The sequence below is a fragment of the Streptomyces sp. NPDC052225 genome (assembly GCF_040679615.1).
Taxonomy (GTDB): domain Bacteria; phylum Actinomycetota; class Actinomycetes; order Streptomycetales; family Streptomycetaceae; genus Streptomyces.
Genome location: NZ_JBFAVD010000002.1, coordinates 176233 through 202530, shown reverse-complemented (window position 1 = coordinate 202530; position 26298 = coordinate 176233). Strand labels below are relative to the sequence as shown.

24 protein-coding genes are annotated in these 26298 nt (G+C 70.6%); 15 read left to right on the top strand and 9 right to left on the bottom strand.

Annotation, left to right across the window (positions count from 1 at the left end):
- The gene (locus AB0L37_RS04090; protein WP_365499740.1) at window positions 1-759 is read right to left on the bottom strand and encodes a creatininase family protein; all 759 of its coding nucleotides are present in this window, start codon (window positions 757-759) and stop codon (window positions 1-3) included.
- Between the two features lie 28 nt (window positions 760-787).
- Window positions 788-1855 carry an alpha/beta hydrolase gene (locus AB0L37_RS04085; RefSeq protein ID WP_365499737.1) on the bottom strand — a complete coding sequence of 356 codons (1068 nt, stop codon included), beginning with the start codon at window positions 1853-1855 and terminating at the stop codon, window positions 788-790.
- A gap of 221 nt (window positions 1856-2076) precedes the next feature.
- On the opposite strand from AB0L37_RS04085, the gene AB0L37_RS04080 reads away from it, so the two are divergent.
- Complete coding sequence (locus AB0L37_RS04080) at window positions 2077-3519, top strand: aldehyde dehydrogenase (protein ID WP_365499735.1); 1443 nt, start codon at window positions 2077-2079, stop codon at window positions 3517-3519.
- Here the strand turns inward: AB0L37_RS04080 and AB0L37_RS04075 are convergent.
- The 3 genes from AB0L37_RS04075 to AB0L37_RS04065 all read right to left on the bottom strand — a co-directional run bounded on the left by AB0L37_RS04075 (window position 3509) and on the right by AB0L37_RS04065 (window position 6199).
- A complete protein-coding gene (locus AB0L37_RS04075; protein ID WP_365499732.1) occupies window positions 3509-4351 on the bottom strand; it encodes an SDR family NAD(P)-dependent oxidoreductase in 843 nt (280 codons plus the stop codon). The two genes, AB0L37_RS04080 and AB0L37_RS04075, sit on opposite strands and share 11 nt — an antisense overlap.
- An 82-nt stretch (window positions 4352-4433) precedes the next feature.
- Window positions 4434-5291, bottom strand: a complete 858-nt coding sequence (locus AB0L37_RS04070) for an oxidoreductase (protein ID WP_365499728.1) — start codon at window positions 5289-5291, stop codon at window positions 4434-4436.
- Window positions 5292-5365: 74 nt separating this feature from the next.
- Window positions 5366-6199 (bottom strand): oxidoreductase, encoded by an 834-nt coding sequence (locus AB0L37_RS04065; protein ID WP_365499725.1) that lies wholly within the window; start codon window positions 6197-6199, stop codon window positions 5366-5368.
- A 217-nt stretch (window positions 6200-6416) separates the two neighbouring features.
- On the opposite strand from AB0L37_RS04065, the gene AB0L37_RS04060 reads away from it, so the two are divergent.
- The 5 genes from AB0L37_RS04060 to AB0L37_RS04040 all read left to right on the top strand — a co-directional run bounded on the left by AB0L37_RS04060 (window position 6417) and on the right by AB0L37_RS04040 (window position 10694).
- Window positions 6417-7130, top strand: coding sequence for an alpha/beta hydrolase (locus AB0L37_RS04060; RefSeq protein WP_365499722.1), 714 nt, complete (start codon window positions 6417-6419; stop codon window positions 7128-7130).
- A complete protein-coding gene (locus tag AB0L37_RS04055) occupies window positions 7127-8068 on the top strand; it encodes an alpha/beta hydrolase (protein ID WP_365499719.1) in 942 nt (313 codons plus the stop codon). The genes AB0L37_RS04060 and AB0L37_RS04055 overlap by 4 nt, the downstream gene beginning before the upstream one ends.
- A gap of 64 nt (window positions 8069-8132) precedes the next feature.
- The gene (locus AB0L37_RS04050) at window positions 8133-8324 is read left to right on the top strand and encodes a hypothetical protein (RefSeq protein WP_365499716.1); all 192 of its coding nucleotides are present in this window, start codon (window positions 8133-8135) and stop codon (window positions 8322-8324) included.
- 371 nt (window positions 8325-8695) lie between these two features.
- Window positions 8696-9229: a hypothetical protein gene (locus AB0L37_RS04045; protein ID WP_365499713.1), complete on the top strand. Its 534-nt coding sequence runs from the start codon at window positions 8696-8698 to the stop codon at window positions 9227-9229.
- Window positions 9230-9443: 214 nt separating this feature from the next.
- Entirely contained in the window at window positions 9444-10694 is a 1251-nt protein-coding gene (locus AB0L37_RS04040; RefSeq protein WP_365499710.1) for a cytochrome P450, read from the top strand.
- Between the two features lie 342 nt (window positions 10695-11036).
- Here AB0L37_RS04040 and AB0L37_RS04035 read toward each other — a convergent pair whose 3' ends face one another.
- Entirely contained in the window at window positions 11037-11513 is a 477-nt protein-coding gene (locus AB0L37_RS04035) for a MarR family winged helix-turn-helix transcriptional regulator (protein ID WP_365499707.1), read from the bottom strand.
- Between the two features lie 67 nt (window positions 11514-11580).
- On the opposite strand from AB0L37_RS04035, the gene AB0L37_RS04030 reads away from it, so the two are divergent.
- The 3 genes from AB0L37_RS04030 (at window position 11581) to AB0L37_RS04020 (ending at window position 15098) form a co-directional block, all read left to right on the top strand.
- Complete coding sequence (locus AB0L37_RS04030) at window positions 11581-12504, top strand: alpha/beta hydrolase (RefSeq protein ID WP_365499704.1); 924 nt, start codon at window positions 11581-11583, stop codon at window positions 12502-12504.
- A gap of 1699 nt (window positions 12505-14203) precedes the next feature.
- Window positions 14204-14434, top strand: a complete 231-nt coding sequence (locus AB0L37_RS04025) for a hypothetical protein (RefSeq protein ID WP_365499701.1) — start codon at window positions 14204-14206, stop codon at window positions 14432-14434.
- 295 nt (window positions 14435-14729) lie between these two features.
- Window positions 14730-15098, top strand: a complete 369-nt coding sequence (locus AB0L37_RS04020) for a VOC family protein (protein ID WP_365499699.1) — start codon at window positions 14730-14732, stop codon at window positions 15096-15098.
- 643 nt (window positions 15099-15741) lie between these two features.
- Here AB0L37_RS04020 and AB0L37_RS04015 read toward each other — a convergent pair.
- On the bottom strand, window positions 15742-17124 hold the full coding sequence (locus tag AB0L37_RS04015) for a protein kinase (RefSeq protein ID WP_365499697.1): 1383 nt from the start codon (window positions 17122-17124) through the stop codon (window positions 15742-15744).
- A gap of 1064 nt (window positions 17125-18188) precedes the next feature.
- Between AB0L37_RS04015 and AB0L37_RS04010 the strand changes: the two genes are divergently transcribed.
- The 5 genes from AB0L37_RS04010 (at window position 18189) to msrA (ending at window position 22985) form a co-directional block, all read left to right on the top strand.
- Entirely contained in the window at window positions 18189-19367 is a 1179-nt protein-coding gene (locus tag AB0L37_RS04010) for a S1 family peptidase (protein ID WP_365499694.1), read from the top strand.
- Between the two features lie 101 nt (window positions 19368-19468).
- The gene (locus tag AB0L37_RS04005; RefSeq protein WP_365499691.1) at window positions 19469-20269 is read left to right on the top strand and encodes an NPP1 family protein; all 801 of its coding nucleotides are present in this window, start codon (window positions 19469-19471) and stop codon (window positions 20267-20269) included.
- A 139-nt stretch (window positions 20270-20408) separates the two neighbouring features.
- The gene (locus tag AB0L37_RS04000; protein WP_365499688.1) at window positions 20409-21419 is read left to right on the top strand and encodes an SPFH domain-containing protein; all 1011 of its coding nucleotides are present in this window, start codon (window positions 20409-20411) and stop codon (window positions 21417-21419) included.
- Window positions 21416-22315, top strand: a complete 900-nt coding sequence (locus AB0L37_RS03995; RefSeq protein WP_365499685.1) for a hypothetical protein — start codon at window positions 21416-21418, stop codon at window positions 22313-22315. Before AB0L37_RS04000 ends, AB0L37_RS03995 begins: the two co-directional genes overlap by 4 nt.
- Before the next feature lie 151 nt (window positions 22316-22466).
- Window positions 22467-22985, top strand: a complete 519-nt coding sequence (gene msrA / locus AB0L37_RS03990; RefSeq protein WP_365499682.1) for a peptide-methionine (S)-S-oxide reductase MsrA — start codon at window positions 22467-22469, stop codon at window positions 22983-22985.
- Window positions 22986-23051: 66 nt separating this feature from the next.
- Here the strand turns inward: msrA and AB0L37_RS03985 are convergent, their stop codons facing one another.
- Window positions 23052-23615, bottom strand: a complete 564-nt coding sequence (locus AB0L37_RS03985; protein WP_365499679.1) for an NAD(P)H-dependent oxidoreductase — start codon at window positions 23613-23615, stop codon at window positions 23052-23054.
- 121 nt (window positions 23616-23736) lie between these two features.
- Here AB0L37_RS03985 and AB0L37_RS03980 point away from each other — a divergent pair, with 121 nt between their 5' ends.
- Complete coding sequence (locus tag AB0L37_RS03980; RefSeq protein ID WP_365500551.1) at window positions 23737-24423, top strand: helix-turn-helix domain-containing protein; 687 nt, start codon at window positions 23737-23739, stop codon at window positions 24421-24423.
- A gap of 10 nt (window positions 24424-24433) precedes the next feature.
- On the opposite strand, the gene AB0L37_RS03975 is transcribed toward AB0L37_RS03980, so the two are convergent.
- The gene (locus AB0L37_RS03975; protein ID WP_365499676.1) at window positions 24434-26212 is read right to left on the bottom strand and encodes a serine/threonine-protein kinase; all 1779 of its coding nucleotides are present in this window, start codon (window positions 26210-26212) and stop codon (window positions 24434-24436) included.
- Window positions 26213-26298 lie beyond the last annotated feature (86 nt).

The following is a 26298-nucleotide window of genomic DNA, read 5'->3' as shown; positions in this document are numbered from 1 at the left end:
CTACTTGGCCCAGGGATCCCGTACGACGATCTCCGCGAGGGCCTTCGCGCAGCCCGCGAGCATCGCCTCGCCCTTCTGCGGGCTCGCCACGCGCGCGTCACCCGCGACGCCGGACCGGGTGATCCGGTCGAAGGGCACCGCCATGTACACCGGTTCGGTGGACTCCGCGGGCAGGGTGATGCGCGGGCCGTGCGCCTCGGACAGATGCTCGTCGCGGACCAGCCACGGAAGGGCGGCCATCATCATGGACGTCTCGCCCTCGCACGCGTGCATGAGCCCGTCCTGGGTCTCCAGGGTCGACCGGATCACCTCGCGGCCGGCGCCGAAGTAGCTGGCGACCGCGATCGGCGTCACCAACTCGGCGGTCAGCTCGGTGACCAGGGCGTTGAGGGCGGTCATGTTGCCGCCGTGCCCATTGACGATCAGGATGCGCGAGAAGCCCGCGCGCAGCACGGAGCGGCAGATGTCCCGCAGCAGGGCGTGCAGGGTCGGCAGCGTCAGGGTGAGGGTGCCGCCGAACGGCATGTGATGCTCGGACAGGCCGGTCGGGATCGACGGCGTCACGACCACGGGGGTCTGCTTCGAGGCCGTCACCGCCGCTCGTCTGCACACCTCGGCGGCGAGGAAGTCGTCGACTCCGGTCGGCAGATGGGGGCCGTGCTGCTCGGTGGCCCCGATGGGCAGCAGGACCACCGCGTCCCGCGCCGCGAGGGCACGCAGTTGGGCGGCGGTCAGATGGTTCCACAGGACTTCGCTCATCGGGGGCTCCTCCGGGAAGTGGCGGTGCTCAGAGGTGGTCGGCGTCGACGACGGCCTGGGCGAAGACGGTGGGGGCCTCCTGCGGCAGGTTGTGCCCGATGTTCGCGATGGTGCGGTGCTCGTAGGGGCCGGTGAAGTGCGTCCGGTAGGCGGAGCCGTCGCCGGGCGCGGTGAAGGGGTCGAGCGCCGCGTCCAGGGTGACGGTGGGGACGCCGATGGAGGGCTGGGCGGCGAGCTGCTTCTCGTAGCGGTCGTAGCGGGGCTCGCCCTCGATCAGACCGATGCGCCAGCGGTAGTTGAAGAGGACGATCGCCGCGTAGTCCGGGTTGAGGAAGGCCTGCGCGGTCCGCTCGAAGGTGGCGTCGTCGAAGTTCCAGTTCGGGGAGACGAGGGTCCACACGTAACGGCACAGCGCGAGGCGGTCCTTCTCCGTCTCCATGGCCGTCTTGCCGCGCTCGGTGGCGAAGTACCACTGGTACCACCAGTTGTGCTCGACGGCCGCGGCGGCGGGCTCCTGCTGCTTCTTGACGTCGGTGATGAGGTAGCCGCTCGTCGAGACCAGCGAGGTGACGCGCTCGGGCCACAGCGCGGCGATGATGTCGGCGGTGCGTGAACCCCAGTCGAAGCCGGCCAGCAGAGCCTTGCGGATCTTGAGCGCGTCCATCAGCGCGATGATGTCGAGGGCGATGGCCGACTGCTCGGCGGTGCGCGGGGTGTTGGCGGAGAGGAAGCGGGTGCTGCCGTGCCCGCGCAGATAGGGAACGATCACGCGGTAGCCGAGGTCGGCGAGGAGCGGGGCCACGTCCACGTAGCTGTGGATGTCGTACGGCCAGCCGTGCAGCAGGAGCACGACCGGGCCGCGGGCCGGCCCGAGTTCGGCGTATCCGATGTTCAGGACACCCGCCTTGACGTGCTTCAGCTTCGGGAACTCGGTGTGGGTGCCCGGGGTGACGGCCGGCACCGTGGGTGCGGTGGTTCCGCCCGGCCGGCCGGTGCCCGCCTGGGCGGACGCCGATGCCTGGAGGCCGGTCAGGGAGAGCGCCGCCGCGCCCGTGGTGAGGCCCACGGCCTTGCTGAACGTACGCCTGTCGATCATGTCGGTCCTTCCGTCGGGGTGTGTGTGACACACACTGTGTCCGGTCACGAACCCGGACACATCAGCCACATGACGGTCGGAGGCAAACCAGATACGTGTGAGTCATTCGACTGAGTGGGTCGAGGGCACCCGATGCTGGAATAAAAGTCATCACAGCGGGCGCTTCACATGCTAAGTGCTACGCTTTAGTGACATTTACTGAGTGCGAGAGAGGGAAGACCATGATCACCTACGACCGGCTCTTCATCGGAGGCACCTGGACCGAGCCGAGCTCCGCCCAGCTCCTCGACATCGCCTCGCCGCACGACCGCTCGCTGATCGGGCGGGCGGCCCAGGCGCAGCCCGCGGACATCGACCGGGCCGTCGCCGCGGCGCGGGCGTCGTTCGAGGCGGGGGAGTGGCGGCTGACGCCCCCGGCCGAGCGGATCGCGGTGCTGCGCAGGTTCAACGCGCTGCGCGAGGAGAGCGCGGAGCGGATCGCCCACGTGATCTCCCTGGAGAGCGGCTCGGCCGGCTGGTTCACCCGCGCCGGGCAGGCCGGGCTGACGCGGCAGGCGAACGCCTACCTGAAGGCGGCGGAGGAGTTCGCCTGGGAGGAGACCCTGACCCCCTCCGACCCCGCGTCCCCGGCGCGCAGTGTGGTGCGCCGCGAGGCGGTCGGGGTCGTGGCGGCCGTCATCCCGTGGAACTCGCCGTTCTCGTCGGCCACTTCGAAGATCATCCCGTCGCTGCTCGCGGGCAACTCCGTGGTCCTGAAGGTCTCCCCGGAGAACTCGCTGAGCATGGGCCTGCTGGCCGAGCTCCTGGAGCGCGTCGGCCTGCCCGAGGGCGTCGTCAGCGTGCTGCCCGCGGACCGCGAGACCAGCGAGTACCTGGTGTCGCACCGGGACGTCGACAAGATCGCCTTCACCGGTTCGACCCGGGCCGGACGCCGCATCGCCTCCATCGCCGGGGAACAGCTCAAGCGGGTCAGCCTGGAGCTGGGCGGCAAGTCCGCCGCCGTCATCCTGCCCGACGCCGACATCGAGAAGGCCGTCGCCGGCGTGCGGTTCGGCTCGCTGCTCAACAACGGCGAATCGTGCATCGCCCAGACCCGCATCCTCGCCCCGCGCAGCCGGTACGAAGAGGTCGTCACCGCGCTCAAGGACCTCGTGGAGTCGCTGAAGGTCGGCGACCCGAACGACCCGGACACCTTCATCGGGCCGATGATCCGCCCCGACCAGCAGCAGCGCGTGCGCGACTACATCCAGCTCGGCATCGAGGAGGGCGCCCGCCTCGTCACCGGCGGCCCGCAGATCCCCGAGGGCCTGGAGAAGGGCAACTACGTCACACCGACCGTCTTCGCGGACGTCGACAACGCGATGCGGATCGCCCAGGAGGAGATCTTCGGGCCGGTCCTGGTGGTCATCGCGTACGACGACGAGGACGACGCCGTCCGGATCGCCAACGACAGCGAGTACGGGCTCTCCGGCGGCGTCTGGTCCACCGACGAGGAGCACGCCCTGGCCGTCGCCCGCCGCATCCGCACAGGGACGATCACCGTCAACGGCGCCTCGGTCGGCTTCGACGGCCCCTTCGGCGGGTTCAAGGCCAGCGGCATCGGCCGCGAGTACGGCGCGGTCGGCCTCGGCACCTACACCGAGTACAAGACCATCACGGTGTGAGCGGCCCGCCCGCGGACGCGCTCACCCGCTGCCAGCGCGCGTCCTCGGCGGCCAGCCGCTGCGCCATCGACCGGGCCACGGCGACGGCGTCCTCGCCCAGCAGAAGCCGCAGCGGCGGCTCGTCCGCCTCGGCCACGTCCATCAGGATCCGCGCGATCCGCTCCGGGTCACCCGGCTGGAGCCCGTGCGCCCCGCGGATCTGTGCGACCGCGGCACCGACGACACCCTGGTACGGCGCGCTCACCGGCGGCGTCTGCATGGACGCGCCCGCCCACTCGGTGCGCATGCCACCCGGTTCGGCGACCGTGACCTTGATGCCGAGCGGGGCGACCTCCTGGGCGAGCACCTCGGAGAAGCCGCACACCGCCCACTTGGCCGTCTGATAGGCGCCGAGCCCCGGCACGCCCACCCGGTCGCCGACCGACGAGATCTGGATGATGTGCCCGGCCCCCTGGGCGCGCAGCACAGGCAGGGCGGCCCGCGTCACGTTCACGACTCCGAACAGGTTGGTGTCGATCTGATCGCGGAAGGTCTGGTCCGACATGTCCTCCAGGGCGGCCATGTCGGCGTACCCCGCGTTGTTGACGACCACGTCGAGACGCCCGTACGCGTCGACGGCGGCCCGCACCGCCCGCCGCGCGGCCTCGGCGTCGGTCACGTCCAGGGTCACCGGCCGGATCCTCGCGCCATACGTGTCGACGAGGTCGCCGAGGGACTCGATGCGCCGGGCGGTGGCGACCACGTGATGGCCCGCGGCGAGGACGGTCTCGGCGAGTGTGCGGCCCAGGCCGCGCGAACTGCCCGTGATCAGCCAGGTCTTGGTGGTGTTCATCTGAAAGCCTCCGGTTCGTGTGCGGGTGCGACGGCCGGAGTGGTGCAGGGACGGGCTCCGGCACCACTCCGGGGAGCCGGTGTCAGAGCACCGCGTTGTCGGCGGCGCCGGGGAAGTCCGTGCTGTACGCCAACTCGGCGCCGGCCTCGAACTCGGCGGTGAGCCGGTCGAGTTTGACGCCGATACGGCGCTGCGCGTCGCTGCCGAGGACCACCCAGTGCGGGGGCCGCTCGACGGTCACGGCCCGGTGGATCGCCTCAGCGGCGCGCCGCGGGTCACCGGGGAACATGTCGGGCGTCAGATTGCCCATCATCGCCCGGAAGGCGCCGGCCGTGGCGGCGTAGTCGTCGATGGCGTCGCCGGACGCCCGCGTCCGGTTCTCGATGCCGGTGCGGAACGAGCCCGGCTGAATGATCATCGCGCGCAGTCCGATCGGCTCGATCTCCTGCCACAGCGCCTCGGTGAAGCCTTCGAGGGCGAACTTGCTCGCCGAGTAGTAGCCGTTCGCGGGCAGGCTCGCCAGACCGTCCATGGACGAGACGTTGACAACCGTGCCGCTGCGGCGGGCCCGCATGCCGGGAAGCACGGCGCGGGTGAGGGCGACCGCCCCGAAGAAGTTGACCTCGAAGAGCCGCCGGTAGTCGGCCTCGTGCTGCTCCTCCAGGGCGCCGATGAAGTCGATCGCGGCGTTGTTGACCAGGACGTCGATGCCGCCGAAGCGTTCCTCGGCGGCGCGCACCGCGGCCTCGCGGTCCGCGGCGTCGGTGACGTCCAGCTTCACCGCGAGCGCGGTGTCCGGGTGGCGTGCGGCCAGTTCGGTGGTGGCCTGCGTCGAACTGGCCGTCGCGACCACCTGATCCCCGTGGGCCAGCAGGTGTTCGGCGAGGGCCTTGCCGAGGCCGCTGGACGCGCCGGTGATGAGCCAGGTCTTACGGGACATGAAAGTGCCCTTCTATGTGTGGAGCGGTGGGGGAAAGGTGTGAGGGTGAATCGAGGGCAGGAGAGTGCGTGCGGCTACGCGGGGAAATCGGCGGCGGCGCTCGCCCCGGCCCACTTCCGCGTCTCCGCGGCCCGCGCCTCACCCGCTTCGAGAGCCATCGCCACGGCCTGGGCGCCGAGTAGGAGCCGGCGCGGCGGGTCGTCGTGGCGGGCGACGTCGACCAGGACCCGGGCGGCACGCACCGGGTCGCCGGGCTGCGAGGCGCTGTTCGCCGCCCGGTAGGCGTTCATGGCGCCGACGGTGTCGGCGTAGTCGGGGCCCACCGGGTGCAGCTCCATCGACGCGCCCTGCCAGTCCGTGCGGAACGCGCCCGGCTCCACGATGACGACCCTGACCCCGAACGGGGCGACCTCGGTGGCGAGCACCTCGGAGAAGCCCTCCACGGCGAACTTCGCGCTCTGGTAGGCGCCCATGCCGGCGGTGCCGCCGACGCGGCCGCCGAGCGAGGAGAACTGCAGGAAGGTGCCGGAGCGCTGTCCGCGCAGCACGGGGAGCGCGGCCCGGGTGACGTTCACGACGCCGAAGAAGTTCGCCTCGAACTGGGCACGGAAGTCGTCCTCGGCCATCTCTTCGATCGGCGCGCTGTTGGCGTACCCGGCGTTGTTCACGACCACGTCGAGCCCGCCGAACGCGTCGACGGCGACGTCCACCGCATTCCGCGCGGCAGCCGGGTCGGTGACGTCCAGGGCGGCCGTGCGCACCCGGTCGCCGTGGCGCGTGACGAGATCCGCCAACTGCTCCGGGCGGCGGGCCGTCGCCACGAGCCGGTCCCCGCTGTCCAGCACCGCTTGCGCGAGGGCGCGCCCGAACCCCCGGGACGCACCGGTGATCAACCATGTACGAGTCATGCCGATTCCTTCGTTGATGCCGAACAGGGACGTGACACACACGTGTGAGCGGAGCGTCCCCGTACGGCTTGTGCAGGAACTCCCACTGTCGTCGTGAACCCCGGACGGGTCCTGAGTCGTTCTACTGCTGAATTCATACGTGTGCGCCGGTCCGTGGCGTCCGGAGTGAGTCATCGGACGGTGGGACACACGTCGTCGCGCAAGACGAAGGAACGAGATGGACAACGGTACGCACAGGCCCCAGTTCCTCCTGGTGCACGGTGCATGGCACGGCGCGTGGTGCTGGCGGGACGTGCAGGACGCACTCTCCGACCGGGGCTGGAACAGCCACGCGGTCACCCTGCCCAGCGTCGTCCCCGAAGGAGCAGGCGGCAGCCTCCCCGGTATGCACGCCGACGCCCGAGTGATCCGGGAACGAGTCGACTCCATCGACGCCCCTCTGGTGGTCGTCGGACACTCCTACGGCGGTGCGCCCGTCACCCAGGCGACCGCGGGGGCCGCACACGTGTCCCATCTGGTGTACGTGGCCGCCTTCGCCCTGGACGAGGGGGAGAGCCTGATGACGTGCTTCGGCGGCGAGCAGCCGGCCCTCGCCACCGTGCGGGGCGTCATCCCCGTACGGGAGGACCCGGCGGGGACCCTCTACCACGACGTACCCGACCACCAGCGGGACCCGGCCCTGGCGCGGCTGCTTCCGCAGTCCGCGCTGTCCTTCGCCGAGCCGGTCGACCGGGCCGGATGGAAGACGATCCCGTCGACGTACATCGTCTGCGACGACGACCGCAGTCTCCCGCCGTCGTACCAACTGCCGTTCGCCGAACGGGCCACGGTCACCCGTCACCTGCCCAGCGGGCACACCCCCTTGCTCTCCATGCCCGGCAAACTCGCCGATCTGCTGGACGAGATCGCCCACACCACGGAGGAACGATGAGCGTCATGCACCGCGGGAGCGACCTGGGCCCGGTGCGGCACACCCGCACCGACGTCCTGGACATCGCCTACCACGACGTCGGCCCGGCCCGCGGCAGGCCCGTCGTCCTGCTGCACGGCTGGCCCTTCAGCCCGGTCGGCTCCTACGCCGAGGTGGCCGAGACGCTCGCCCGGCGCGGCCACCGCTGCTACATCCCCTACCTGCGCGGCCACGGGGAGACCCGGTTCCGCTCCGCGGACACCGTCCGCTCCGGCCAGCAGGCGGCGCTCGGTGCGGACCTGCTGGCCTTCATGGACGCGCTGGACATCCCGCGGGCCATCCTCGCCGGCTACGACTGGGGCGGACGGGCCGCTGACATCGTGGCGGCCCTGCATCCCGAGCGCTGCACCGGACTCGTCTCCGTCAACGGCTACCTGATCCAGAACCTCGCGGTCGCCCGGAACCCCCTCACGCCCCGGCAGGAGGAGGGCTACTGGTACTTCTTCTACTTCGCCACCGAGCGCGGACGCAGGGGGCTGCGGAACAACCGCGAAGACCTCGCCCGAGTCGTCTGGCGACGCAACTCGCCCCAATGGCGCTTCACGGAAGCGGAGTTCGAGCAGGCCGCTCGGTTGTGGAGCAACCCCGACTACGTCGATGTCGTCATCCACGGCTACCGTCACCGCCTGGGCCTGGCCGCCGGCGACCCGCGCTACGCCGACCTGGAGCGCGGACTCCTCGACCAGCCGAAGGTCACCGTGCCCACCGTCACCCTCGACGGCGAACAGGACGGCGTCATCCCAGCCACCGACGGCAGCGCGTACGCCGCCCACTTCACCGGCCCCTGGGCACACCATGTCGTCCCGGACGCCGGCCACGACCTGCCCCAGGAGCAGCCCGAGGCCTTCGCCGCCGCGGTTCTGGAGGCCGACGCGATGCGTCACCGGCTTGACCGGTGACGCCTGGTGGTGCAAGCTGACACATATCCCGTCCACGCGCCAGGAACATGAAGGGGAGACCGCCATGAACGAGCGCCCCACCGACGAGACCGCAGCAGCGTCCCGGCACGCACGTTTCGGAGCACTTCCCGAGCGTGTCCGCTTCGAGGACATGACCGAGGAGGTGGAAGCCGAACCCGGCGCCACCGGCACCGCCTACAACCCCGAGGGCTCGTGGAAGTACTACTCGTGCCTGGCGCTCGACATGGGGTTGTGAGCACGGACACCACCGGCACGGGAACGGCCCGCTCCTCTGCGCCGTAAGCCGTACTCGGCCGGCCGTCCGAGCAGTTCTGGGCGTGCGGCACGCGCCAGGGATCCTCCGGTGAAGCGGACGTCGTCGGTCACCTCTGCCACACACCAGGCAGCGGGCTCGAATGACTCCGCTGCACCGTCGGAGGCGAACTCGGCCTCGGCGGGGACCAGCCCCTCCGGCCGGTGACGGGTACGTGTCGCTCCCTTCACACGGGTGCGCACAGTGCGCGTCACCCGCTTGGCGCCACACCCTGGCCCGTCCGACGCCGCGACTGAAGACTGAAGCTCCTCGCACCAGGATCTCCTGCCGTGCCCTACCCATGAGGGAGCGTCATGCGTGCTTTCGGTTCAGCGTTGGCGGGGGTCCTCGTTCTGGCCGGCGCCACGCTCTCCCACGTCACTCCGGCCCAGGCGGACACCGGCCTGCTGGCATGCACCGGGTCCGTCACGGTCGACTATTCCCCGCCCCTGGGCCCGCTGCTGCGGGACACCTCGCAGAGCGTCACCGAGAATCCGGGCAGCTCCGGCGGTGGCAATTGCATCGGTGGCGTCACGTCCGGCACCGCTCATACCGTGTTCGACCAGCAAGTCAGCTGCCTGGTGCAGGGCTTGGGAGACACGCTCGTCCAGAACGTGGTGACCTACCACTGGGACAACGGGCAGCAGAGCACCATCACCTACCCCGTCACCACGGTCGTCCACGCGGCCAACCAGGAGATCGTGACCTCCACGGGAACCGTCACGTCCGGCTACGGGCTGGGTGCCGTCTCCGAGCGCGTCGCGACCTACCCCAGCCTCGGCCTCCTGGACTGCCTCAACTCCACCGTCACCCGACAGACGGGGCGGCTGACCGTCACCCTCACCTGAGCAGAGGGCGGCGACCCCACGGGCTTCGGGGCGAGGGTTCACCATGCCTCGATCCGCTGAAGAGATCGCCGGACAGGCCCTTCATACGGCCGTAGTGTCACAAGTCGTGCGTCTGCACGGTCAGTTGTACGAGCCCGACGCAGAGGACGTCGGCTCACTGCTCTTGACCGATACGAGCTGCCGACACCCGGCCGTCCGCCTTGGAGGTACCTCCGTGCCCGAACAGGTCTCACCGCCGTTGCCGCCCCTTGTCCTGGACCCCGAAGCCTCCGATCACCATGCCGAGGACCAGGCGTTACGCGCCCGTGGCCCGGCCACCCGCGTGGACGTCCTGGGCCTGACCGTCTGGTCGGTCACGGACCCCGCCCTCCTGAAGCGGCTGCTCACCAGCCCGCAGGTCTCCAAGGACGGCCGTGCCCACTGGCCCGCATACGCCGAGACCGTGTCCACGTGGCCGCTCGCCCTGTGGATCGCGGTGGAGAGCATGTTCACGGCCTACGGGGGTGATCACCGCAGGCTGCGCCGGATGGTCGCGCCGGCGCTCAGTGCCCGCCGCATCCAGGACCTACGCCCGACGGTGGAGTCGATCGTCACCTCTCTCCTCGACGACCTCGACACACGTCCTTCGAACCAGAGCGTGGACCTGCGCGAACACTTCGCCTACCCCCTGCCCATCGCGGTCCTGGGCCGCCTCATGGGCATCCCCGACAGCCAACTGCAAGGCTTCCGCACCGTGGTGGACGGCGTCTTCGACACCACGGTCACCGCCGCGCGGGCCGCCGAGAACACGGCGTCCCTCTACAAAGCCCTCGACGATCTGATCGCCACCAAACGCGCCGAACCCGCCGACGACATGACCTCTCTCCTCATCGCGGCCCGCGACGACGAGGGCGACGGCGGCGGCTTCACCGACGGGGAGCTGCGCGACACGCTCCTGCTGATGATCAGCGCCGGTTACGAGACCACGGTGAACGTCATCGACCAGGCAGCCACCGCCCTGCTGACCGACCCCGGACAACTCGGCCATCTCCGCGCGGGCCGAGCGACCTGGGAGGACGTCGTCGAGGAGACCCTGCGCCACGAACCCGCCATCAAGCACCTGCCCCTGCGCTACGCCCTCACGGACATCCCCCTGCCCGACGGCCGGACGATCCCCCGCGGCGACGCGATCCTCGCCTCCTACGCCGCCGCCAACCGCCACCCCGACTGGCACGGGCCCACCGCCGACACCTTCGACGCCACCCGCCCGACAAAGGACCACCTGGCGTTCGGCCATGGCGTCCACTTCTGCCTGGGCGCCCCGCTGGCCCGTCTGGAAGTGGCCACGGCGCTCCGCCTGCTCTTCGCCCGCTTCCCCGACATCGAACTGGCCGTCCCCGCCGCCCAGTTGAAGCCGCTGCCCACCCTGATCAGCAACGGTCACCGAGCCCTGCCGGTCCATCTTCGCCGCAGGACGGCCGGGTGACCGGCTGAGGTCAGGTGAGGCTCGGCGCTCAGGCCGCCGAGCGGGCGGCCCGGTCCGTGGTCGGGTGCGGGCCCAGAAACTGTTGATCCGCCAGCGGCGGAACACCGCGTACGAGGTCGAGAGGGCGCTCCCCTTCGTCAGCGAAACCCCCGGAGAACGGCGGTCGCAGCCGAGGGGGAGCGAGAAGTGTTCCGGCCCGAGTCCCATGAGGGGTTGCATCGGCTCCCCAGGACCTTGCGCGGGAATCCCAGCCACGCGATCGCGCCACCCACTCACCGCGAACCCCGCTCTGTCTGTCATCCGGCTCCCGCTCCGGGCGGTCGCACGGGCTGCGCCTGCCCGTCAGCCTGTGGGCAGGCCGATCTGGTCGCGTTCGAGCGCTGAGCGCAACTCGGAGAAGACCTGTGCGGCGGCCGCCCCCGAGGGACCGCTGAGGACGTCCGCGGTCAGCTCGGCCAGTGTTCTGGTGAAGGTCGCCTCCGCTGCCTCGACGAGTCGCAGGCCTTCGGGGGTCAGATCCAGCAGTGATGACCGGCGATCCGCCGGATTGGTTCGCCGTACGACCCATGCCTGCTTGTCCAGGCGGTCGATGCCCTTGCTGGTCGCACCGATCCCGATGGCGAATTCGGTGGCGAGGTCCGCGACTCGCGACCCGGGGTGGTCGCGCAGGAAGCGCAGGAACTCGAACTGCGAGGTGACGATCCCGTGCTGCTCACGAAGACGGTCGTTCAGCGCGTTGTAGAGACGCGTCTCGCACCGGACGAGGTCGGCGAAGAAACCCGGGAGGTCGACCGGGCCGCGGCTTGACTTAGATGCCATGGCATGTACTTTAACCTACATGCCTAGGCATATAGTGCCTCGGCATGCACTCGCGATGGAGGCGACAATGAGCAGGCAGCAGCGCGCGGAGATCGACGCGATGGTCCGACAGCCTCAGCCGCAGGCTCCCCGTTCGGTGGAGGAGATGCGCGCCGGGTTCAGGGCGATGATGGGGAAAATGATCGTCCCGGCCGGGATCCGCACTCGGACCGCGAGGCTCGGTGATCGCCCCGCCGTGCGCGTCGAGCCGGTCGGCACTTCGAAGGCCGGAACGATCCTCTACTTTCACGGCGGTTCCTACGTGGTCGGCTCACCGGAGACGGCGATGTCGCTGACGGGGAACCTGGTGACCAGAACAGGGTTCAGGGCGTTCTCCCTGGACTACCGGCTCGCCCCTGAGTGCCCCTTCCCGGCCGCGATCGAGGATGGAGTGAGCGCCTACCGCGCACTCCTCGACAGCGGCGAGGACCCTTCGGCGATCGCGTTCGCCGGGGACTCCGCCGGCGGTGGACTCGCCGTCACCACCTGTCTCGCCGCCCGCGACGCCGGCCTGCCTGTGCCCGCCGCGATCGTGGCGTTCTCACCCGGACTCGACATGACCCGGACGGGCGAGAGCATGGACACCAAGGCGGGCGTCGACCCGTTCTTCACGCGCGAGGGCCTGGCCCCCACCGGCGCCATGTACCTTGCGGGGCAGGACCCGCATCAGCCCCTGCTCAGCCCCGCCGTCCTCGCGGACCTGGCCGGCTTCCCTCCGATGCTTCTGCAGGTGGGCACCAACGAAATACTCCTCGACGACTCCACACGCATGGCCACGCGCGCGAGGGAAGCCGGAGTGGACGTCATCCTGGACGTCACCGCTGACGTTCCCCATGTCTTCCAGGCGTTCGCCGGGGCCCTGGACGAAGCCGACGAGGCGCTGGACCGCGCCGCTCTCTTTCTCGCCCAGCGCATTCGCACCAGGGGCGCGGCACGCATGTCGGCAGGCTGAAGCCTTGCGTGACGCGAGGGCAACTGACCGACAGCGAAGGGGAGTTCGTCGACCCGCACCTGTCGACCGGCGAGCAGGCCCGTACCCGGAGCGGCTGCGGCAGCAGTCCGAGGGCGCGATCCGGCCGTACTGACGCCAGAAGCTCAGCAGCGGGTCCGGGGCGATGAATGAGGCCTCGTCGTCAGGATCTTCGTCGAGGGGGCGCGGGTCTGACCTTCACGAGAGACGAAGTCACCGCCGGGCCGCGATCTGCGATGACTGCCGCCCGCCCCGGCGCAGTCGCCCAGTGGCTCGATCGCCCCCCCGTATCCTTCCTCCGTGGCGAACTGGCGGCGGTCTCTGGGGAGCGCGTTCTGGGCTGTGGATCGGGCCCTGGGTGGGCAACGTCGTCCGACTCGGACTCAGAAGTGGACGGCTCGACATCCAATCATCACTGGTCTGTGCACGGCCGTTCCTTGCACGCTCTTCTTCATCGCGCTGTCGGGTGGGGACCGGCTCGACGATTTCCTGGCGCCCGTGTTCTCGGGGTTGCTCCTGGGTGCTGTCTTTGGGCTCACGGCTGCCTCGGAGCGGCTGCGGCAGCGTCGGCTCAAGCGTCTGGGGATCTGGGACGGATCCTGAGAAGGCTGTGGGGGGAGAGAGCCGGCTTCCGATCCTGCGCAGGCCGGGTACGTTGTCCCGCCGTACCGGACGGTTCCTGCGTTCGGCTCGTCGGGCTCGCCAAGTGCCGGAGGCGACACGGGGGTTGAGAGGGCCGACGGCCGCGGCGCTCGGCCGGGCCGGTGCGGTCGACGGGGCGGGCGAAGTCGTCTTGGCCGAAGCCGTACGCCGTGCAGAGTGACGTGACGAGCCAATGCGGGATCTTCTCGTGCTCCGGCGTCGGGGCGCCGTTGTCCTCTCTGCGTGCAACGCAAGGAGGGGCCCGGGTGCGTGTGGCACCCGGGCCCCGAAGGAACAGCTACACCATCTGTCGGCCCTGATCCTGCGCCGACCTTCTGTTTCCGCCTGCCCGACCTGAGCTTCGTCGGGGTCGCGGGGATCGCGGTTGCCTGACCGGAGACCACCTCACTATCGATGTCCTGCGGTACCCGGACTCGCGTGGCGTCCGGGCGATCCTGATGGCGTCGAGCTCCTCCGTTCTTCCCTCTGTGGGTCAATCACTTACTGACCGGGGATTGCGTACTACTGATCCTGCGAACCACTGGTACTGCGCATGGCCTGTCCCAGCGCCATGATTCCGGCAGCCAGCCCCGTCGCCCATCGTGCGTCTGCTCTGGCTTGGAACCCCACTGCCGAACCTCCCGGTGCGCGCGCCCGCAGCCAACGCCTTCACCGAGGTACTGCTCACTCTCCACTGCGGTTTCTGCTGTGGCCGCCCTGAACTACTACTGGCCGCCCGGTGCGGTGACCAGTCCCGTCGCCGTCCTGACACTGCTCTGGCTTCGGTACTCCGTCACCGCACCGTCCTGCAACTGCGGGTACTGCGTTACTACTTGCCCGGCAGTTCGTCTCTGCCAGGCCCTGCGGTCCTTCGTGGTTACGAGAGAAACCATAGCCAGACCAGCAACCAATGTCTACTTCGGCCACGATAGATTTTCATCGGTGATGTTAAGAGGTAATCGGCGCCGGCGAGGGGGTGCGCGACGGACTCCGTGCGCGGACCCTTTGCCTGGTCGCCGAGATCGGCCGGTGCCGGCACATGGGCAACGGATCGCGGGAAGGCCTGATCCAGGTCGCCGAGGAGCCGCTCATGATCGAGGGCAGCACGATGTGTCCGGTGGACTGGACGATCCAGGCGGCCCGCCAGGCCGTCACGGACGACCTTCACCTTGTGCAACGGCTGCTCTACGACCCTGCCCCCGAGGTCCGCTCAGCGTACGTTCTGGCGGCGACCACTGACGGATATTCACACGTCTCCTCTGCTCTGTAGTCGTCCGCGTGAGCCTGATCCTGGCCATCGCCCAACTCGCCCAACTCGCCCGCGAACACCAGGATGAACATGCTCCCGAGTGGGCACGCGGCCTGTGGTCGGATCCCGGACGTCCGCCCGAGGCGACCGGGCCGAGGCGAGCCAATAGGAGCGTGGCACCGCACTGAGGCCGCACCATCTTGCAGTGGCTGGCCGGAACGGGTGGGGGCCCGTGCTTGGTGCGGCGGTTATGCCGATGAGTTCACCGTTCTCGGACGGTCTACCCAGCGACACGACCGTTCTCGACAGGAGTGCCATGTCCACCATCCAGCCAGTGATCCTGACGGCCGACCACGACGTCCTGGTCGGCTTCTATACGAAATTGTTCGGCGCCGAGGAGATCTTCCGGGTACCGGAGAAGGGGCGGGTCTTCTACCTCGGTTTGCGCATCGGCGACACCGACCTCGGGCTGGTGGCCAAGGCGGACCCGGGGGGCCGGGAGGCGCCCCGCATCCTGCTCAGCATCGGTGTCGATGACGTCGATGAGACGCTGCGCCGGGTGACGACGCTGGGCGGCTCGGTCCACGGAGGCCCCAACGACATGCCGTGGGGACAGCGCGTCGCCCACATCCAGGACCCCGACGGCAACCCGGTGAACCTCACCCAGCCGATCCCGACTCAGTGACGCTGCTGCCTGAAAGCGGCCATCGCCCCCTCGAACGGCCCCCCACTCGCCCACCAGACAGTCGCCGCTCTCCAGGAGGTGGCCTGACGGGTGAACGAGTGTCTCGTCGTCTCTGTCTTCTTCAGGGGGGGGCAGGAGAAGCGCGGCAGCGCACCGGATGTCTTGCCAAGTTTCTACGTCTCGGATCGAGCAGCGGGAGATTCGGTCGGATCGCATGCCCTGAGTTCGCCTCTCGTCCAGGAGGGCGGTCCGTCGCCGCCATTGCCCGCAGCTGGGCCGTGGATGACCGGCGAGGGCACAAGGGCGAGACGACGCACTACATCTGCACGATGGGCACTGTTTCGGTCGTCGGGGAGGCATGTGTCGGAGGGGACGACGGGGTCGACCAAGACCGCGCCTGGGTGGCGGGCGACGAAGTCGGCTCCCCGGCGGCCTTCTCGATGAGCTGCACCGGTACGGTCGTGCCACTCGCCTGAGTCATCAGGCGACATCCATGTGCCGAGCGGGCGGGGTTCGCATCCAGCCAGGCAAGGAGACGCCGCTGGCGCGAGACCCCCCGAGTGGCATGACTTCGAGACTCATATCGCGGACACCGCGTCGGGAGTTCTCACGCCTGCTACCGGGTGTGGTGGTCGAGCAGGATCTAGCAGGGGCGAGCGATGGCCGTACGACACTTCGCCGCCTTCCTCGCCTGGCCGGGCGGAGTGAGTGACTTCGTGGCCGCGGACCGGTCGCGGGCTGCCGGGGCAGGCGCTCCAGCGGGACCTGGCGTCGTGCGCGCCGATGCTGTTTCGTCGCCGGGCGGCTGGCTCAGGCCGGCGGGGGCAGAGGGACTCCTTCGAGCCGTTGCGTCGCGGCGATGGTCCGCGTCGTCACCGCTGATGGGCGTCTTCCTCGGAGCGGCCGTCCCGTCCCTCTCAGGCGCTGTGCTGGGGACGCTGGTGGGCTTGGCACCACTGGGATCTCCGCTGTGTGCGGTCAAGTTGGCGGAGACGGCCAGGGTGACGGCCGAGATGGCGACGAGCGCGATGCCGGCCCCGACAGCTCTCGGGCGGCGGCGGCCGGTCTGGGCAGGGGCGGCCAACCGTACGTCGCTCCGTAGCGGCGTACGGTGCGTGGGTTCGTCCGCTCTTGGCTCCTGTTCGGGCTCTCGCGCGGTGACGACGGCGTGGGAGGACGGCCGAGCGGCGGTCGGTGCCTCCTCGACGGCCTTCGCCAACAGGTGGGCGCAGTCAAGGGCTGTGGGACGCTCCTTCTCGTCCATAGCGGTCATCGCCCCTAAGACATCGCTGAGTCGCCGGGGCAGGTCGTCGGGCATCGTCGGCTGTCGGTGCAGCCGGGCGATCGCGGCTTCCAGGGGCGTGCCGTCGTACTCGAGGTGGCCGGTGAGACATTCCAGGAGTACCAGGCCCAGAGCGTAGACATCAGCGGGCCGGCCGACGGGCTGTCCGAGGACCTGCTCAGGGGAGAGGTAGGCGGCCGTTCCGATGAGGGCACCGGTGGCGGTGCGCGTGGTGGTGTCGAGCAGTCGGGAGATGCCGAAGTCGGTCAGGTAGGGGCGTGCGGTCGGATCGATGAGGATGTTGGACGGTTTGACGTCCCGGTGGACGATGTTCGCGCCGTGCGCGTGCGTCAGAGCTTCAGCCACGTCTGCACCCAGAGCGGCGGTCTCCGCTACGGAAAGAGGCCCCTTGGCGATCCGGTGCTTCAGCGTGGTGCCTTCGATCAGCTGCATGACCAGGAAGGGGCGGTCCTCGTGCTGTCCGGCGTCGAAGGCGGTGACGAGGCGTGGATGATTCAACCGGGCCAGGACGACGGCCTCACCATGAGAGTTCCCCTCGACCTGGAAGCCGGAATCGGGCCGGAAGACCTTGATCGCGACGGAGCGCTTCAGCCGCAGATCGAACCCGCGGTAGACATGCGCGGTCCCACCTGACCCGAGAAGTCCGCCCAGACGGTACCGCCCGCCGAGTACGTCTGCCGAACACCGGGACGCAGATGCCCCGGCTGAATGGCGATGACCCATCTACTTCTCCCCGCATTGCCCACAGAACGCCGGCGAGCCCCGTCCGCTGCGCCGCCCCGGGCAAGTACCCGCAGCGGACGCGAGTACCCGTCTGAACAGGACGGGCGACGGGGCGGTGCCCGGAGGGCAGTTGCGCTACGGCAGGACGGGATGTCAACCACGTTGGGCCGTCAACGCGTTCACCGTGGGTGCCCGCGTGCCGCACGACACGTGCACGATGCGTGGACCCGCACCTGCGCTGACGCTTGGGCCGACCCGAACCGAAGCTGCGCTGATGGCTGGCGCGACGGATCCTGTCGCTCTGGGGGAGAGGGTGCGCCGCAAACCTGAGCGGCTGGGGGAGCGGCAGACGGAGGGTGCTGCGGCAGCCTGGAAGGCTATCGACCGATGAGGCGCTGCCAAGCCATCGAACGGCAAACGACGAGCGACCGCGCGGGCTGTTGGTTCGAGTCACGATCCCGGCCGCTCCCGCGTCGACCGCCGTACTGAGCACTGGTTTGGTGGGGGGATCGCTTCTCGCCGGGAGCGCCGTGCCGCCCGGCTCCACCGTGGGTCGGCCACTGGTAGTCCTCACTCTCGGGTCCATGGCTCATGACCTGGGCATCCGGGCCCTCCAGTGAAGGGGGGACTGATCCGCCTCGGATACCCCGGTGGGATCCGAGGCGACCAACCTTGGCGGGACTGGTCCGACGGCTGTCGGCCGCCCACCGGACCGGCCGGGCGCGGGAATGGTCCCTCACGCCCACGTCCACCTCGTCCCGCGCGCCGCCGACCTCCCGCAGGGCCGCCGACGTGACACCGGCGTCTTCGCGTTCCTCGACCGCCTGGAAGCAGAGCAGGTGACCGCCTGGCGCACGCTCTGCGCGCCGGGCTCTGCGCGTCGATCGCTCGGGCCCTGCCGGAGACGCCGCGCACGGGACACCGTACGAGCATGTCCGGATCACGTCGCTCCATTGGCATGGACCTGTCCATGATCTCTCGCTAGGCTCCCGACCGGCACCTGCCGGGAGCGCTCCCAGATTGCTGTTCCACCCCCACCGCAAGGGAACAACGAAGGGACGTCCATGAGACGTGCACGAAGCACCAGTCGTACGAGAACCGCGTCGCGCGCCGTGACCCTGCGCACCGCGCTGACCGCCCTGCTGCTCGGCGCGGCCTGCGCCACCGGCGGCGTGCTGCCCACCGCTGCGGCCGACACCCCCGCCGAGGCCCCCGCCTCCGACGGCGTACTCGCCGCCATGCAGAGGGACTTCGGACTCACCCGCGATCAGGCCGAGGCCCGGCTCGCAGCGGAGGAGAAGGCCGCCGGTGTCGAGAAGAAGGCGCGAGCGGCCGCGGGCGGCGCCTACGCCGGATCGTGGTACACCCCGAGCAGCGACCGGCTGACCGTCGCCGTCGCCGATCCCGCCAGGGTCGCGGCCGTACGGGCCACCGGTGCGCGGGCCGAGGTGGTGGCCCGCAGCGCGCGGAGTCTCGACACCGCGAAGAAGCGCGTCGACGCCCTCAAGGCGCCCCGGGGTGTGACCAGTTGGCGCGTGGACTGGCCGTCCAACCGGGTTGTCGTCGAGGTCCTCGCCGACGCGCGACGCGACAACGATGTCAAGGCCTTCCTGGCCCAGGCCCGCAAGGCTGCCCCGGTGGCGGTCGAGACCGCCGACCACGCCCCGGCCACCCTGGCCGCGGGCACGGTCGGCGGTGACCCGTACTACACGGGCAACGTCCGCTGCTCCATAGGCTTCTCGGTCCACGGCGGCTTCGTCACGGCCGGCCACTGCGGCGGCGCGGGTCAGGGCGTCAACGGCTGGGACGGCTCGTACGTCGGAAACTTCCAGGGTTCGTCGTTCCCCGACAACGACTACGCGTGGGTCAACGTCGGCAGCGGCTGGTGGACCGTGCCGGTCGTGCTCGGCTGGGGCACCGTCTCCGACCAGTTGGTGCGCGGCTCGGCGGAGGCCCCGGTCGGCGCGTCCATCTGCCGCTCGGGCTCGACCTCGCACTGGCACTGCGGGACCGTCCTCGCCAAGAACGAGACGGTCAACTACAGCCAGGGCGCGGTCCATCAGATGACGAAGACCAGTGTGTGCGCCGAACCCGGCGACTCCGGCGGCTCGTTCATCAGCGGTGACCAGGCCCAGGGTGTCACCTCCGGCGGCTGGGGCAACTGCGCGAGTGGCGGTGAGACCTGGTACCAGCCGATCAACGAGATTCTGAGCCGGTACGGGCTGACCCTGCACACCGCCTGACCTGCGGCGTGAGCGCGGGGGAGTGACCACCCGTCAATTCCCCTGCGCTTCACGTGAGTTGTCCTGTCGCGTCACCTGTGGCTGGTCCGGGCATGACAAAAATGTCAGCCCCCGCAGTGACGCAGGAGACCACAGTGACGTCGAAGAGACTCATCCGCAGGACCTCCGTTCCCCTCGGCGGAGCCCTCGCCCTGGTGATCGCGTTCGCGGGCGCCGCCGTCGCGGCGCCGCCGACCGCCCTGCCGGCCGCCGCCGACGGGACGGAGCAGACGTTCCAGCCCGCGTACGACTACGACACCGACGGCTGCTACCCCACCCCGGCCATCGGCCCGGACGGCGCGATCAACGGAGGGCTCGCGCCGAGCGGCGCCCTCAACGGTCAGTGTCATGACGCCGCCGACCTCGACAACACCAACGGCTATGCGCGCGCGAAGTGCAACAATGGCTGGTGCGCCGTGCTGTACGGCCTCTACTTCGAGAAGGACCAGGCCGTGGCGGGCAGTGGTCTCGGCGGACACCGCCACGACTGGGAACACGTCGTGGTCTGGGTCAAGGACGGTCAGGCGCAGTACGTCGCCACCTCCGCCCACGGCGACTTCAACGTCTACCCCCGTGACCAGATCCGCTGGGACGGCACCCACCCGAAGATCGTCTACCACAAGGACGGCATCGGTACCCACTGCTTCCGCCCCGCGAGCGCGGGTGACGAGCCGCCCGAGAACCACCGGGGCGCCTGGCAGTTCCCGGCGCTCGTCGGCTGGGAGGGCTATCCGGCGGGCCTGCGGGACAAGTTGAGCGCCTACGACTTCGGCAGTGCCACCTTCGGCCTGAAGGACGCGAGCTTCGCGAGCCATCTGGCCGCGGCGCTGCCGTCGGGCGTCCCGTTCGACCCACGGGCCTGAATCCGCTCCCTCGCGCGCTCCCGCGACACCCTCATTCTCGTCTTCTTGACGACAAGGCGAGAGCGGACTTAGAGTCAATATGACTTGAAAGATGGTCCGCGTCACGCTTCACGCGTCACGCTTCATGAGGGGGTTCGTCATGGCCGACATCACCAAGCGTCTCGGTCTGCGTCATCTGCGCTCCGCGCCGACGGCGCACGTGCGCCACCACCGCTCCGGCCGGCTCGCGCACGACGGTCCCGGGGTGAGCTTCTGGTTCCGCCCGCTCGTCGCGGCGCTGTCCGAAGTCCCGGTCGACGACCGGGAGTTGGCCATGACGTTCCACACCCGCACCGCCGACTTCCAGGACGTCGCGGTGCAGGCGACCGTCACCTACCGGATCGCCGACCCGGCGGCCGCCGCCCAGCACCTGGACTTCTCGATCGACCCCGACACCGGTGCCTGGCGCGGCGCGCCGCTCGAACAGCTCGCGACCCTGCTCACCGAGTCGGCCCAGCAGCACGCGCTCGACGTCCTCGCGCGCACCCCGCTCGCCGCCGCGCTGACCGACGGTGTGCCCGCGGTACGTGAACGGATCGCGTCGGGGCTCGGCGAGGACCCCCGGCTGCCCGCCACCGGCCTGGACGTGATGGCCGTACGGATCATGGCGCTGCGCCCCGAACCCGAGGTCGAGCGCGCGCTGCGCACTCCGGCCCGCGAGCGGATCCAGCAGGAGGCCGACCGCGCCACGTACGAGCGCCGGGCCGTCGCCGTGGAGCGCGAACGCACCATCGCCGAGAACGAACTCGCCAGCCGTATCGAACTCGCCCGCAGAGAAGAGCAGTTGGTCGAACAGCGCGGTGCCAACGCCCGCCGCGAGGCCGACGAGCAGGCCGCCGCCGACGCGATCAGGGCCCGCGCCGAGGCGGAGCGCACCGTCCGTATCGCCCGCGCCGACGCGGAGGCCGCACGGGAGGCCGGCGAGGCGCGCGCCCAGGCGCAGGCGGCCTGGCTGCGCGTCCACGCCGACACCGACGCGGCGACGCTGCACGCGCTGGCCGGTACCCGGCTCGCCGAGAATCTGCCGCGCATCGAGAGCGTGACCGTCTCCCCGGACGTGCTGACCGGACTGCTCGCACGGCTCGGCACCGACCGGGGGAGCCGGGCGTGAGCCTCGCGCCGCGCGCCGTCGTGGTCCACCGCACCACGGAGTACGAGGAGTTGCTGGCCCGGCACGGCACCCACGGTCAGGCCGCCTTCTTCCTCGCCGCACGGGGCCGCGCCGTCGACGAGGTCGCCGAACGCCACCACCGCGCCCGCCGCGCCCTCGCCGAGACGGCCGCCGCCATCCCGCTGAGCTGGCGCCGGGCGCAGGTGGAGCGCGCGGACCTGGACCGGTTCCTCTTCGCCGAACAGGACGTCGTGGTGGTCGTCGGGCAGGACGGGCTCGTCGCCAACGCCGCGAAGTACGTCGGGGACCAGCCGGTCGTGGGCGTCGACGCGGACCCCGGCCGCAACCCGGGCGTCCTCGTCCGCCACCGCACCGCGGACCTGCCCCGGCTGCTGCCCGCCGCGCTCGCGCCGGGCGCCCCGGTCGACGCGCTGACCATGGTCGAGGCGGTCACGGACGACGCCCAGCGCCTCGTGGCCCTCAACGAGATCTATGTCGGCGCCGCCGGCCACCAGACCGCCCGCTACCGCCTGGGCCTCGACGGCGACGGGGGTGCCGTCGAGGCCCAGGCCTCCTCCGGGGTCCTGGTCGGCACCGGCACCGGCGCCTCGGGCTGGATCCGCTCGGTGTGGCAGGAGCGCGGCGCGGCCGGCCGGCTCCCCGGGCCCACGGACCCGCGCCTGGTCTGGTTCGTCCGCGAACCCTGGCCGTCCCCGGTCACCGGCACCCGGCTGAGCGCCGGCGACCTGACGACCGGGGCGCGCCTCACGCTCACCGCCGAGTCCGAGCGCCTGGTCGCCTTCGGTGACGGCATGGAGACCGACTCCCTCGAACTGACCTGGGGGCAGAGCGTCCGCGTCGGAGCCTGTGCCCGACGGCTGCGCCTGCTGTCCTGAGCGGGTGGGTCGGTGGGGTCCCGGTCGCGGCCGGGGCGGGCCTGGGAGAATGTGGGGCGAGCCGCCCCACCAGCTGAAATGTTCCGCCCCCGGCGAGCGTTGGGAGTGGTGGCGAGTACTCGTCGTTACACCGGTGTGCAGGGAGCGTCGTATGACACAGACAACCGAGAAGGCCGTCCTGGCAGGAGGCTGCTTCTGGGGAATGCAGGACCTGATCCGCAAGCAGCCCGGCGTGCTCTCCACGCGCGTCGGCTACTCGGGCGGTGACACCCCGAACGCGACCTACCGCGACCACGGGGATCATGCCGAGGCGATCGAGATCGTCTTCGACCCCTCGGTCACGAGCTACCGGGACCTGCTGGAGTTCTTCTTCCAGATCCACGACCCGAGCACCCGCGACCGCCAGGGCAACGACATCGGGCGCAGCTACCGCTCCGCGATCTACTACGCGGACGAGGCGCAGCGCGCGATCGCCCTCGACACGATCGCGGACGTCGACGCGAGCGGCCTGTGGCCCGGCAAGGCGGTCACCGAGGTCGAGCCGCTCGGCGACTTCTGGCAGGCCGAGCCCGAGCACCAGGACTACCTGGAGCGTTACCCCGAGGGCTACACCTGCCACTTCCCGCGCCCGAACTGGAAGCTGCCGAAGCGGGCGGCCCAGGCCGGCTGACGCAGGTCGCACATGAGGAGGGGCCCGAGCCGTCCACGGCTCGGGCCCCTCCTCATGCATGACAGGTCAGGCGGCCTGCGCCTCGCCCACGGTGCCGTGCAGGCGGGCGACGACCTCGGTGAGCTGCGCGGCGACCTCGGCGTCGTCGACCGGGTGGGTCTCGGCGAAGCGCGTCACGGAGCCCGGGATGGACAGCTTGACGTCCTCGAGGACCTTGCCGCCGGCGATGCCCACGGACTTGCGGGTCTCGTCCTGCGCCCATACGCCGCCGAACTGGCCGAACGCGGTGCCGACCACGGCGACCGGCTTGCCGCCGAAGGCGCCGGCGCCGTACGGACGCGACAGCCAGTCGATGGCGTTCTTCAGGACGGCCGGGATCGTGCCGTTGTACTCGGGCGAGAAGAGCAGGAACGCGTCGGAGCCCTGCGCGGCGGCACGCAGGCGCGCGGCCGGCGCCGGGACGCTGCCCTCGACGTCGATGTCCTCGTTGTAGAAGGGGATGTCGGCAAGTCCCTCGAACAGCTCGACCTCGGCACCTTCCGGAGCGAGCTTCACGGCCGCCTCGGCGAGCTGACGGTTGTGCGAACCGGCGCGGAGGCTGCCGACGAGCGCGAGGATACGGACAGACATGGGAACTCCAAAGACTGAGACGCGGGCGTCACACGGACTGGCACGAACCTACGGCGATGCGGACCGAGGTCCGTTTAAAGTTCTATCAGGTTAACCGGACCGCGGTCCAGTTATTCCCGTGATGCTTTACGCTGGGTTCATGTCCCGCGCCCTGCCGCCTTTCCCGGCGCCGCAAGAACCCGCAGCCCAGCCCCAGCTGCTCGACGTCGGCGGGCCGGCGGACGACGAGCGGGGCCTGCGGGCCGACGCCGTCCGCAACCGCGCACGCCTGCTGGAGGCGGCGGCCCGGCTCATCGCCGAGCACGGAGCGGCCGGCGTCACCATGGAGGCCGTCGCCGCGGCGGCCTCGGTGGGCAAGGGCACCGTCTTCCGCCGCTTCGGCGACCGCACCGGGCTGCTCATGGCGCTCCTCGACCACTCCGTGCAGCAGCTCCAGGCCGACTTCATGACCGGCCCCGCGCCGATCGGTCCCGGAGCCCCGCCCCTGGACCGGCTGCACGCCTTCGGCGTGGCGGTGCTGCGCCGCTTCGCCGAGCAGCTCGACCTCTTCCTGGCCGCGCAGCCCGACCCGACGCGCCGCTACGCGCACCCGACGAACCGGCTGTACGTCACCCACCTCACGCATCTGCTGCGGCAGATCGACCCGGACGCCGACTGCGAACTGCGCGCCCAGGCACTCATGGGGTACCTCGACCCCGCGCTGATCCACTATCTGACGCAGCAGCGCGGGATGCCGCTGGAGCGCCTCGAGGCGGGCTGGACCGACCTCGTCGAGCGGGTCACGGGTACGACCGGCCGCGACCGGTGACGTCCGCCGCTCACCCCCGCCGGTAGTAGTAGCCGTCCCCGCTGGCCGGACCGACGTTGTGCTGGATGCCGCTCCCGTTGAGCGTGTAGTACGAGGCGTCGAGCGTCGCGCGGCAGTAGCCCGGATTGGCGCCGACGAGCCGTGAGGCGCCCACGTCGATCCGGCTGCCGCCGTTCGACGTGGCGGTGACCCGACCCTCGTACGAGCAGGAGAGGTTCGGGACGTCGGAGAGCCGCACCGTGCCGGACGACGTGATGCCGATGGTCCCCGGCTGGCCGGTGTTGTACGCCTCGCCGTACACCCAGCTCCCCACGAACGACGCCGGAACCGCGGCGTCGCCCGCCGTGCCGCCGCCCGAACCCCCGCCGTCCGACGACCCGGACCCGGCGCTGCCCGACGCCGAACCACCACCTCCGGACGCCGAGCCGCCGCCCTCGCTCGCCGAGCCGCCGCCCCCTGCCGAAGGCCCCGAACTCCCTTCCGCGTCGGCGCCGTCGCGGCCGTCCTTCCCGTCCGAACCGTCCTTCCCCGCGTCGCTCTTCTTGTTCGTACGGGAAGGGGAGGGGGAGGGGGAGGGGGAGTGCTTGTCGCCCTTGGCGGGGGAGCCCGACGGGGAGGAACTCGCCGACGGGGAAGCCGAGTTGGTGGCCGACTGCGGCGGGGGAGTGGCGTGGGTGCCGCCGTCGTCGCCGAACGGTTGCAGCAGTGCGACCGTCCCGCCGCCCGTCGCCAGGACCAGGACCACCGGCACGGACACCACCAACACCCGTCGCCTGCGCCGACGTTGAGGCTGAGCCGCGGGTGCCGCCGCCCGTGGTCGCAGGTCGACCGTGCCGCGGTCGACGGTCTCCTCCCGTACCGGCGCCGCCTCCGCTTCCAGGATGCGCGCCGACTGCCGGGCGAGACGGCCCATCACCTCCGCCGGAAGCCACGCTCCATCGTCCCGTGACGTGCCTTCCAGGTCTCCCAGCAGGGCTGCGACGGACGGGCGTTCGTCCGGCGACTTGATCAGGCAGCGGCCGATCAGATCCCGTAGGCCCGCGTCCTCCACCGCGTCGAGATCGGGCTCCGCCTCGACGATCCGGTACATCACCGCATGCTGGTTGCTCACCCCCTGGCCGAAGGGAAGCGTCCCCGTCGCCGCGTACGTCAGGACGCAGCCGAGCGTGAACACATCGCACGCGGGGCCCGCGGCCTGCCCGCGGATCTGCTCCGGAGCCATGAAGCCCGGCGAACCGATCACCATGCCCGTGCTCGTGAGCAGCGACTCCACGGACGTCTCGATCGCGCGGGCGATCCCGAAGTCGATCACCTTCGGCCCCTCGGCCGTCAGCATCACGTTCGACGGCTTCAGGTCACGGTGCACGATGCCCGCCGCGTGGATGTCCTGAAGCGCGTGCAACAGCCCCTGTGCGAGGACGAGAACGGACGCGGCCGGCAGCGCGCCATGACCCCGTACGACCTGCTCCAGGGAGAGTCCGGGCACGTACCCGGTCGCCACCCACGGGAACTCGCCGTCCGGCGCCGCGTCGATGACCGGTGCCGTGAAGCGCTCGCCGACCCGCCGCGCTGCCGCGATCTCGCGCTTGAAGCGGGCCCTGAACCGCGGCTCCGCGACGTGCTCCTCGTGCACCACCTTGACCGCGACCGTGCGCCCCGCCTCGGAACGGGCGAGGTAGACCCGCCCCATCCCGCCGGCGCCGAGCCGGCCGAGGAGCAGGTACGGGCCGATACGGGCCGGGTCGGTGGCGGTCAGCGGCGCGATGCCGCCGTCGTGCTCGCCGGTCATGAGTGTCGTCCCCCGCAGTGATCGTCAGCACCCGCAGTCTGCGGCACGATCAGCGCCGAAGGGATCGGATTTCGAAATTCTTTCTA

What these genes read in the sequence shown, in the direction of transcription:
- AB0L37_RS04035 (WP_365499707.1), bottom strand. Translation starts at nt 11,513, where the DNA reads ATGGCATCTAAGTCAAGCCGCGGCCCGGTCGACCTCCCGGGTTTCTTC.
- AB0L37_RS04020 (WP_365499699.1), top strand. Translation starts at nt 14,730, where the DNA reads ATGTCCACCATCCAGCCAGTGATCCTGACGGCCGACCACGACGTCCTG.
- AB0L37_RS04060 (WP_365499722.1), top strand. Translation starts at nt 6,417, where the DNA reads ATGGACAACGGTACGCACAGGCCCCAGTTCCTCCTGGTGCACGGTGCA.
- AB0L37_RS03980 (WP_365500551.1), top strand. Translation starts at nt 23,737, where the DNA reads ATGCTTTACGCTGGGTTCATGTCCCGCGCCCTGCCGCCTTTCCCGGCG.
- AB0L37_RS04090 (WP_365499740.1), bottom strand. Translation starts at nt 759, where the DNA reads ATGAGCGAAGTCCTGTGGAACCATCTGACCGCCGCCCAACTGCGTGCC.
- AB0L37_RS04000 (WP_365499688.1), top strand. Translation starts at nt 20,409, where the DNA reads ATGGCCGACATCACCAAGCGTCTCGGTCTGCGTCATCTGCGCTCCGCG.
- AB0L37_RS04030 (WP_365499704.1), top strand. Translation starts at nt 11,581, where the DNA reads ATGAGCAGGCAGCAGCGCGCGGAGATCGACGCGATGGTCCGACAGCCT.
- AB0L37_RS03975 (WP_365499676.1), bottom strand. Translation starts at nt 26,212, where the DNA reads ATGACCGGCGAGCACGACGGCGGCATCGCGCCGCTGACCGCCACCGAC.
- msrA (WP_365499682.1), top strand. Translation starts at nt 22,467, where the DNA reads ATGACACAGACAACCGAGAAGGCCGTCCTGGCAGGAGGCTGCTTCTGG.
- AB0L37_RS04075 (WP_365499732.1), bottom strand. Translation starts at nt 4,351, where the DNA reads ATGAACACCACCAAGACCTGGCTGATCACGGGCAGTTCGCGCGGCCTG.
- AB0L37_RS04025 (WP_365499701.1), top strand. Translation starts at nt 14,204, where the DNA reads ATGGGCAACGGATCGCGGGAAGGCCTGATCCAGGTCGCCGAGGAGCCG.
- AB0L37_RS04010 (WP_365499694.1), top strand. Translation starts at nt 18,189, where the DNA reads ATGAGACGTGCACGAAGCACCAGTCGTACGAGAACCGCGTCGCGCGCC.
- AB0L37_RS04065 (WP_365499725.1), bottom strand. Translation starts at nt 6,199, where the DNA reads ATGACTCGTACATGGTTGATCACCGGTGCGTCCCGGGGGTTCGGGCGC.
- AB0L37_RS04005 (WP_365499691.1), top strand. Translation starts at nt 19,469, where the DNA reads ATGTCAGCCCCCGCAGTGACGCAGGAGACCACAGTGACGTCGAAGAGA.
- AB0L37_RS04085 (WP_365499737.1), bottom strand. Translation starts at nt 1,855, where the DNA reads ATGATCGACAGGCGTACGTTCAGCAAGGCCGTGGGCCTCACCACGGGC.
- AB0L37_RS04050 (WP_365499716.1), top strand. Translation starts at nt 8,133, where the DNA reads ATGAACGAGCGCCCCACCGACGAGACCGCAGCAGCGTCCCGGCACGCA.
- AB0L37_RS04080 (WP_365499735.1), top strand. Translation starts at nt 2,077, where the DNA reads ATGATCACCTACGACCGGCTCTTCATCGGAGGCACCTGGACCGAGCCG.
- AB0L37_RS04055 (WP_365499719.1), top strand. Translation starts at nt 7,127, where the DNA reads ATGAGCGTCATGCACCGCGGGAGCGACCTGGGCCCGGTGCGGCACACC.
- AB0L37_RS04045 (WP_365499713.1), top strand. Translation starts at nt 8,696, where the DNA reads ATGCGTGCTTTCGGTTCAGCGTTGGCGGGGGTCCTCGTTCTGGCCGGC.
- AB0L37_RS04070 (WP_365499728.1), bottom strand. Translation starts at nt 5,291, where the DNA reads ATGTCCCGTAAGACCTGGCTCATCACCGGCGCGTCCAGCGGCCTCGGC.
- AB0L37_RS03985 (WP_365499679.1), bottom strand. Translation starts at nt 23,615, where the DNA reads ATGTCTGTCCGTATCCTCGCGCTCGTCGGCAGCCTCCGCGCCGGTTCG.
- AB0L37_RS04015 (WP_365499697.1), bottom strand. Translation starts at nt 17,124, where the DNA reads ATGGGTCATCGCCATTCAGCCGGGGCATCTGCGTCCCGGTGTTCGGCA.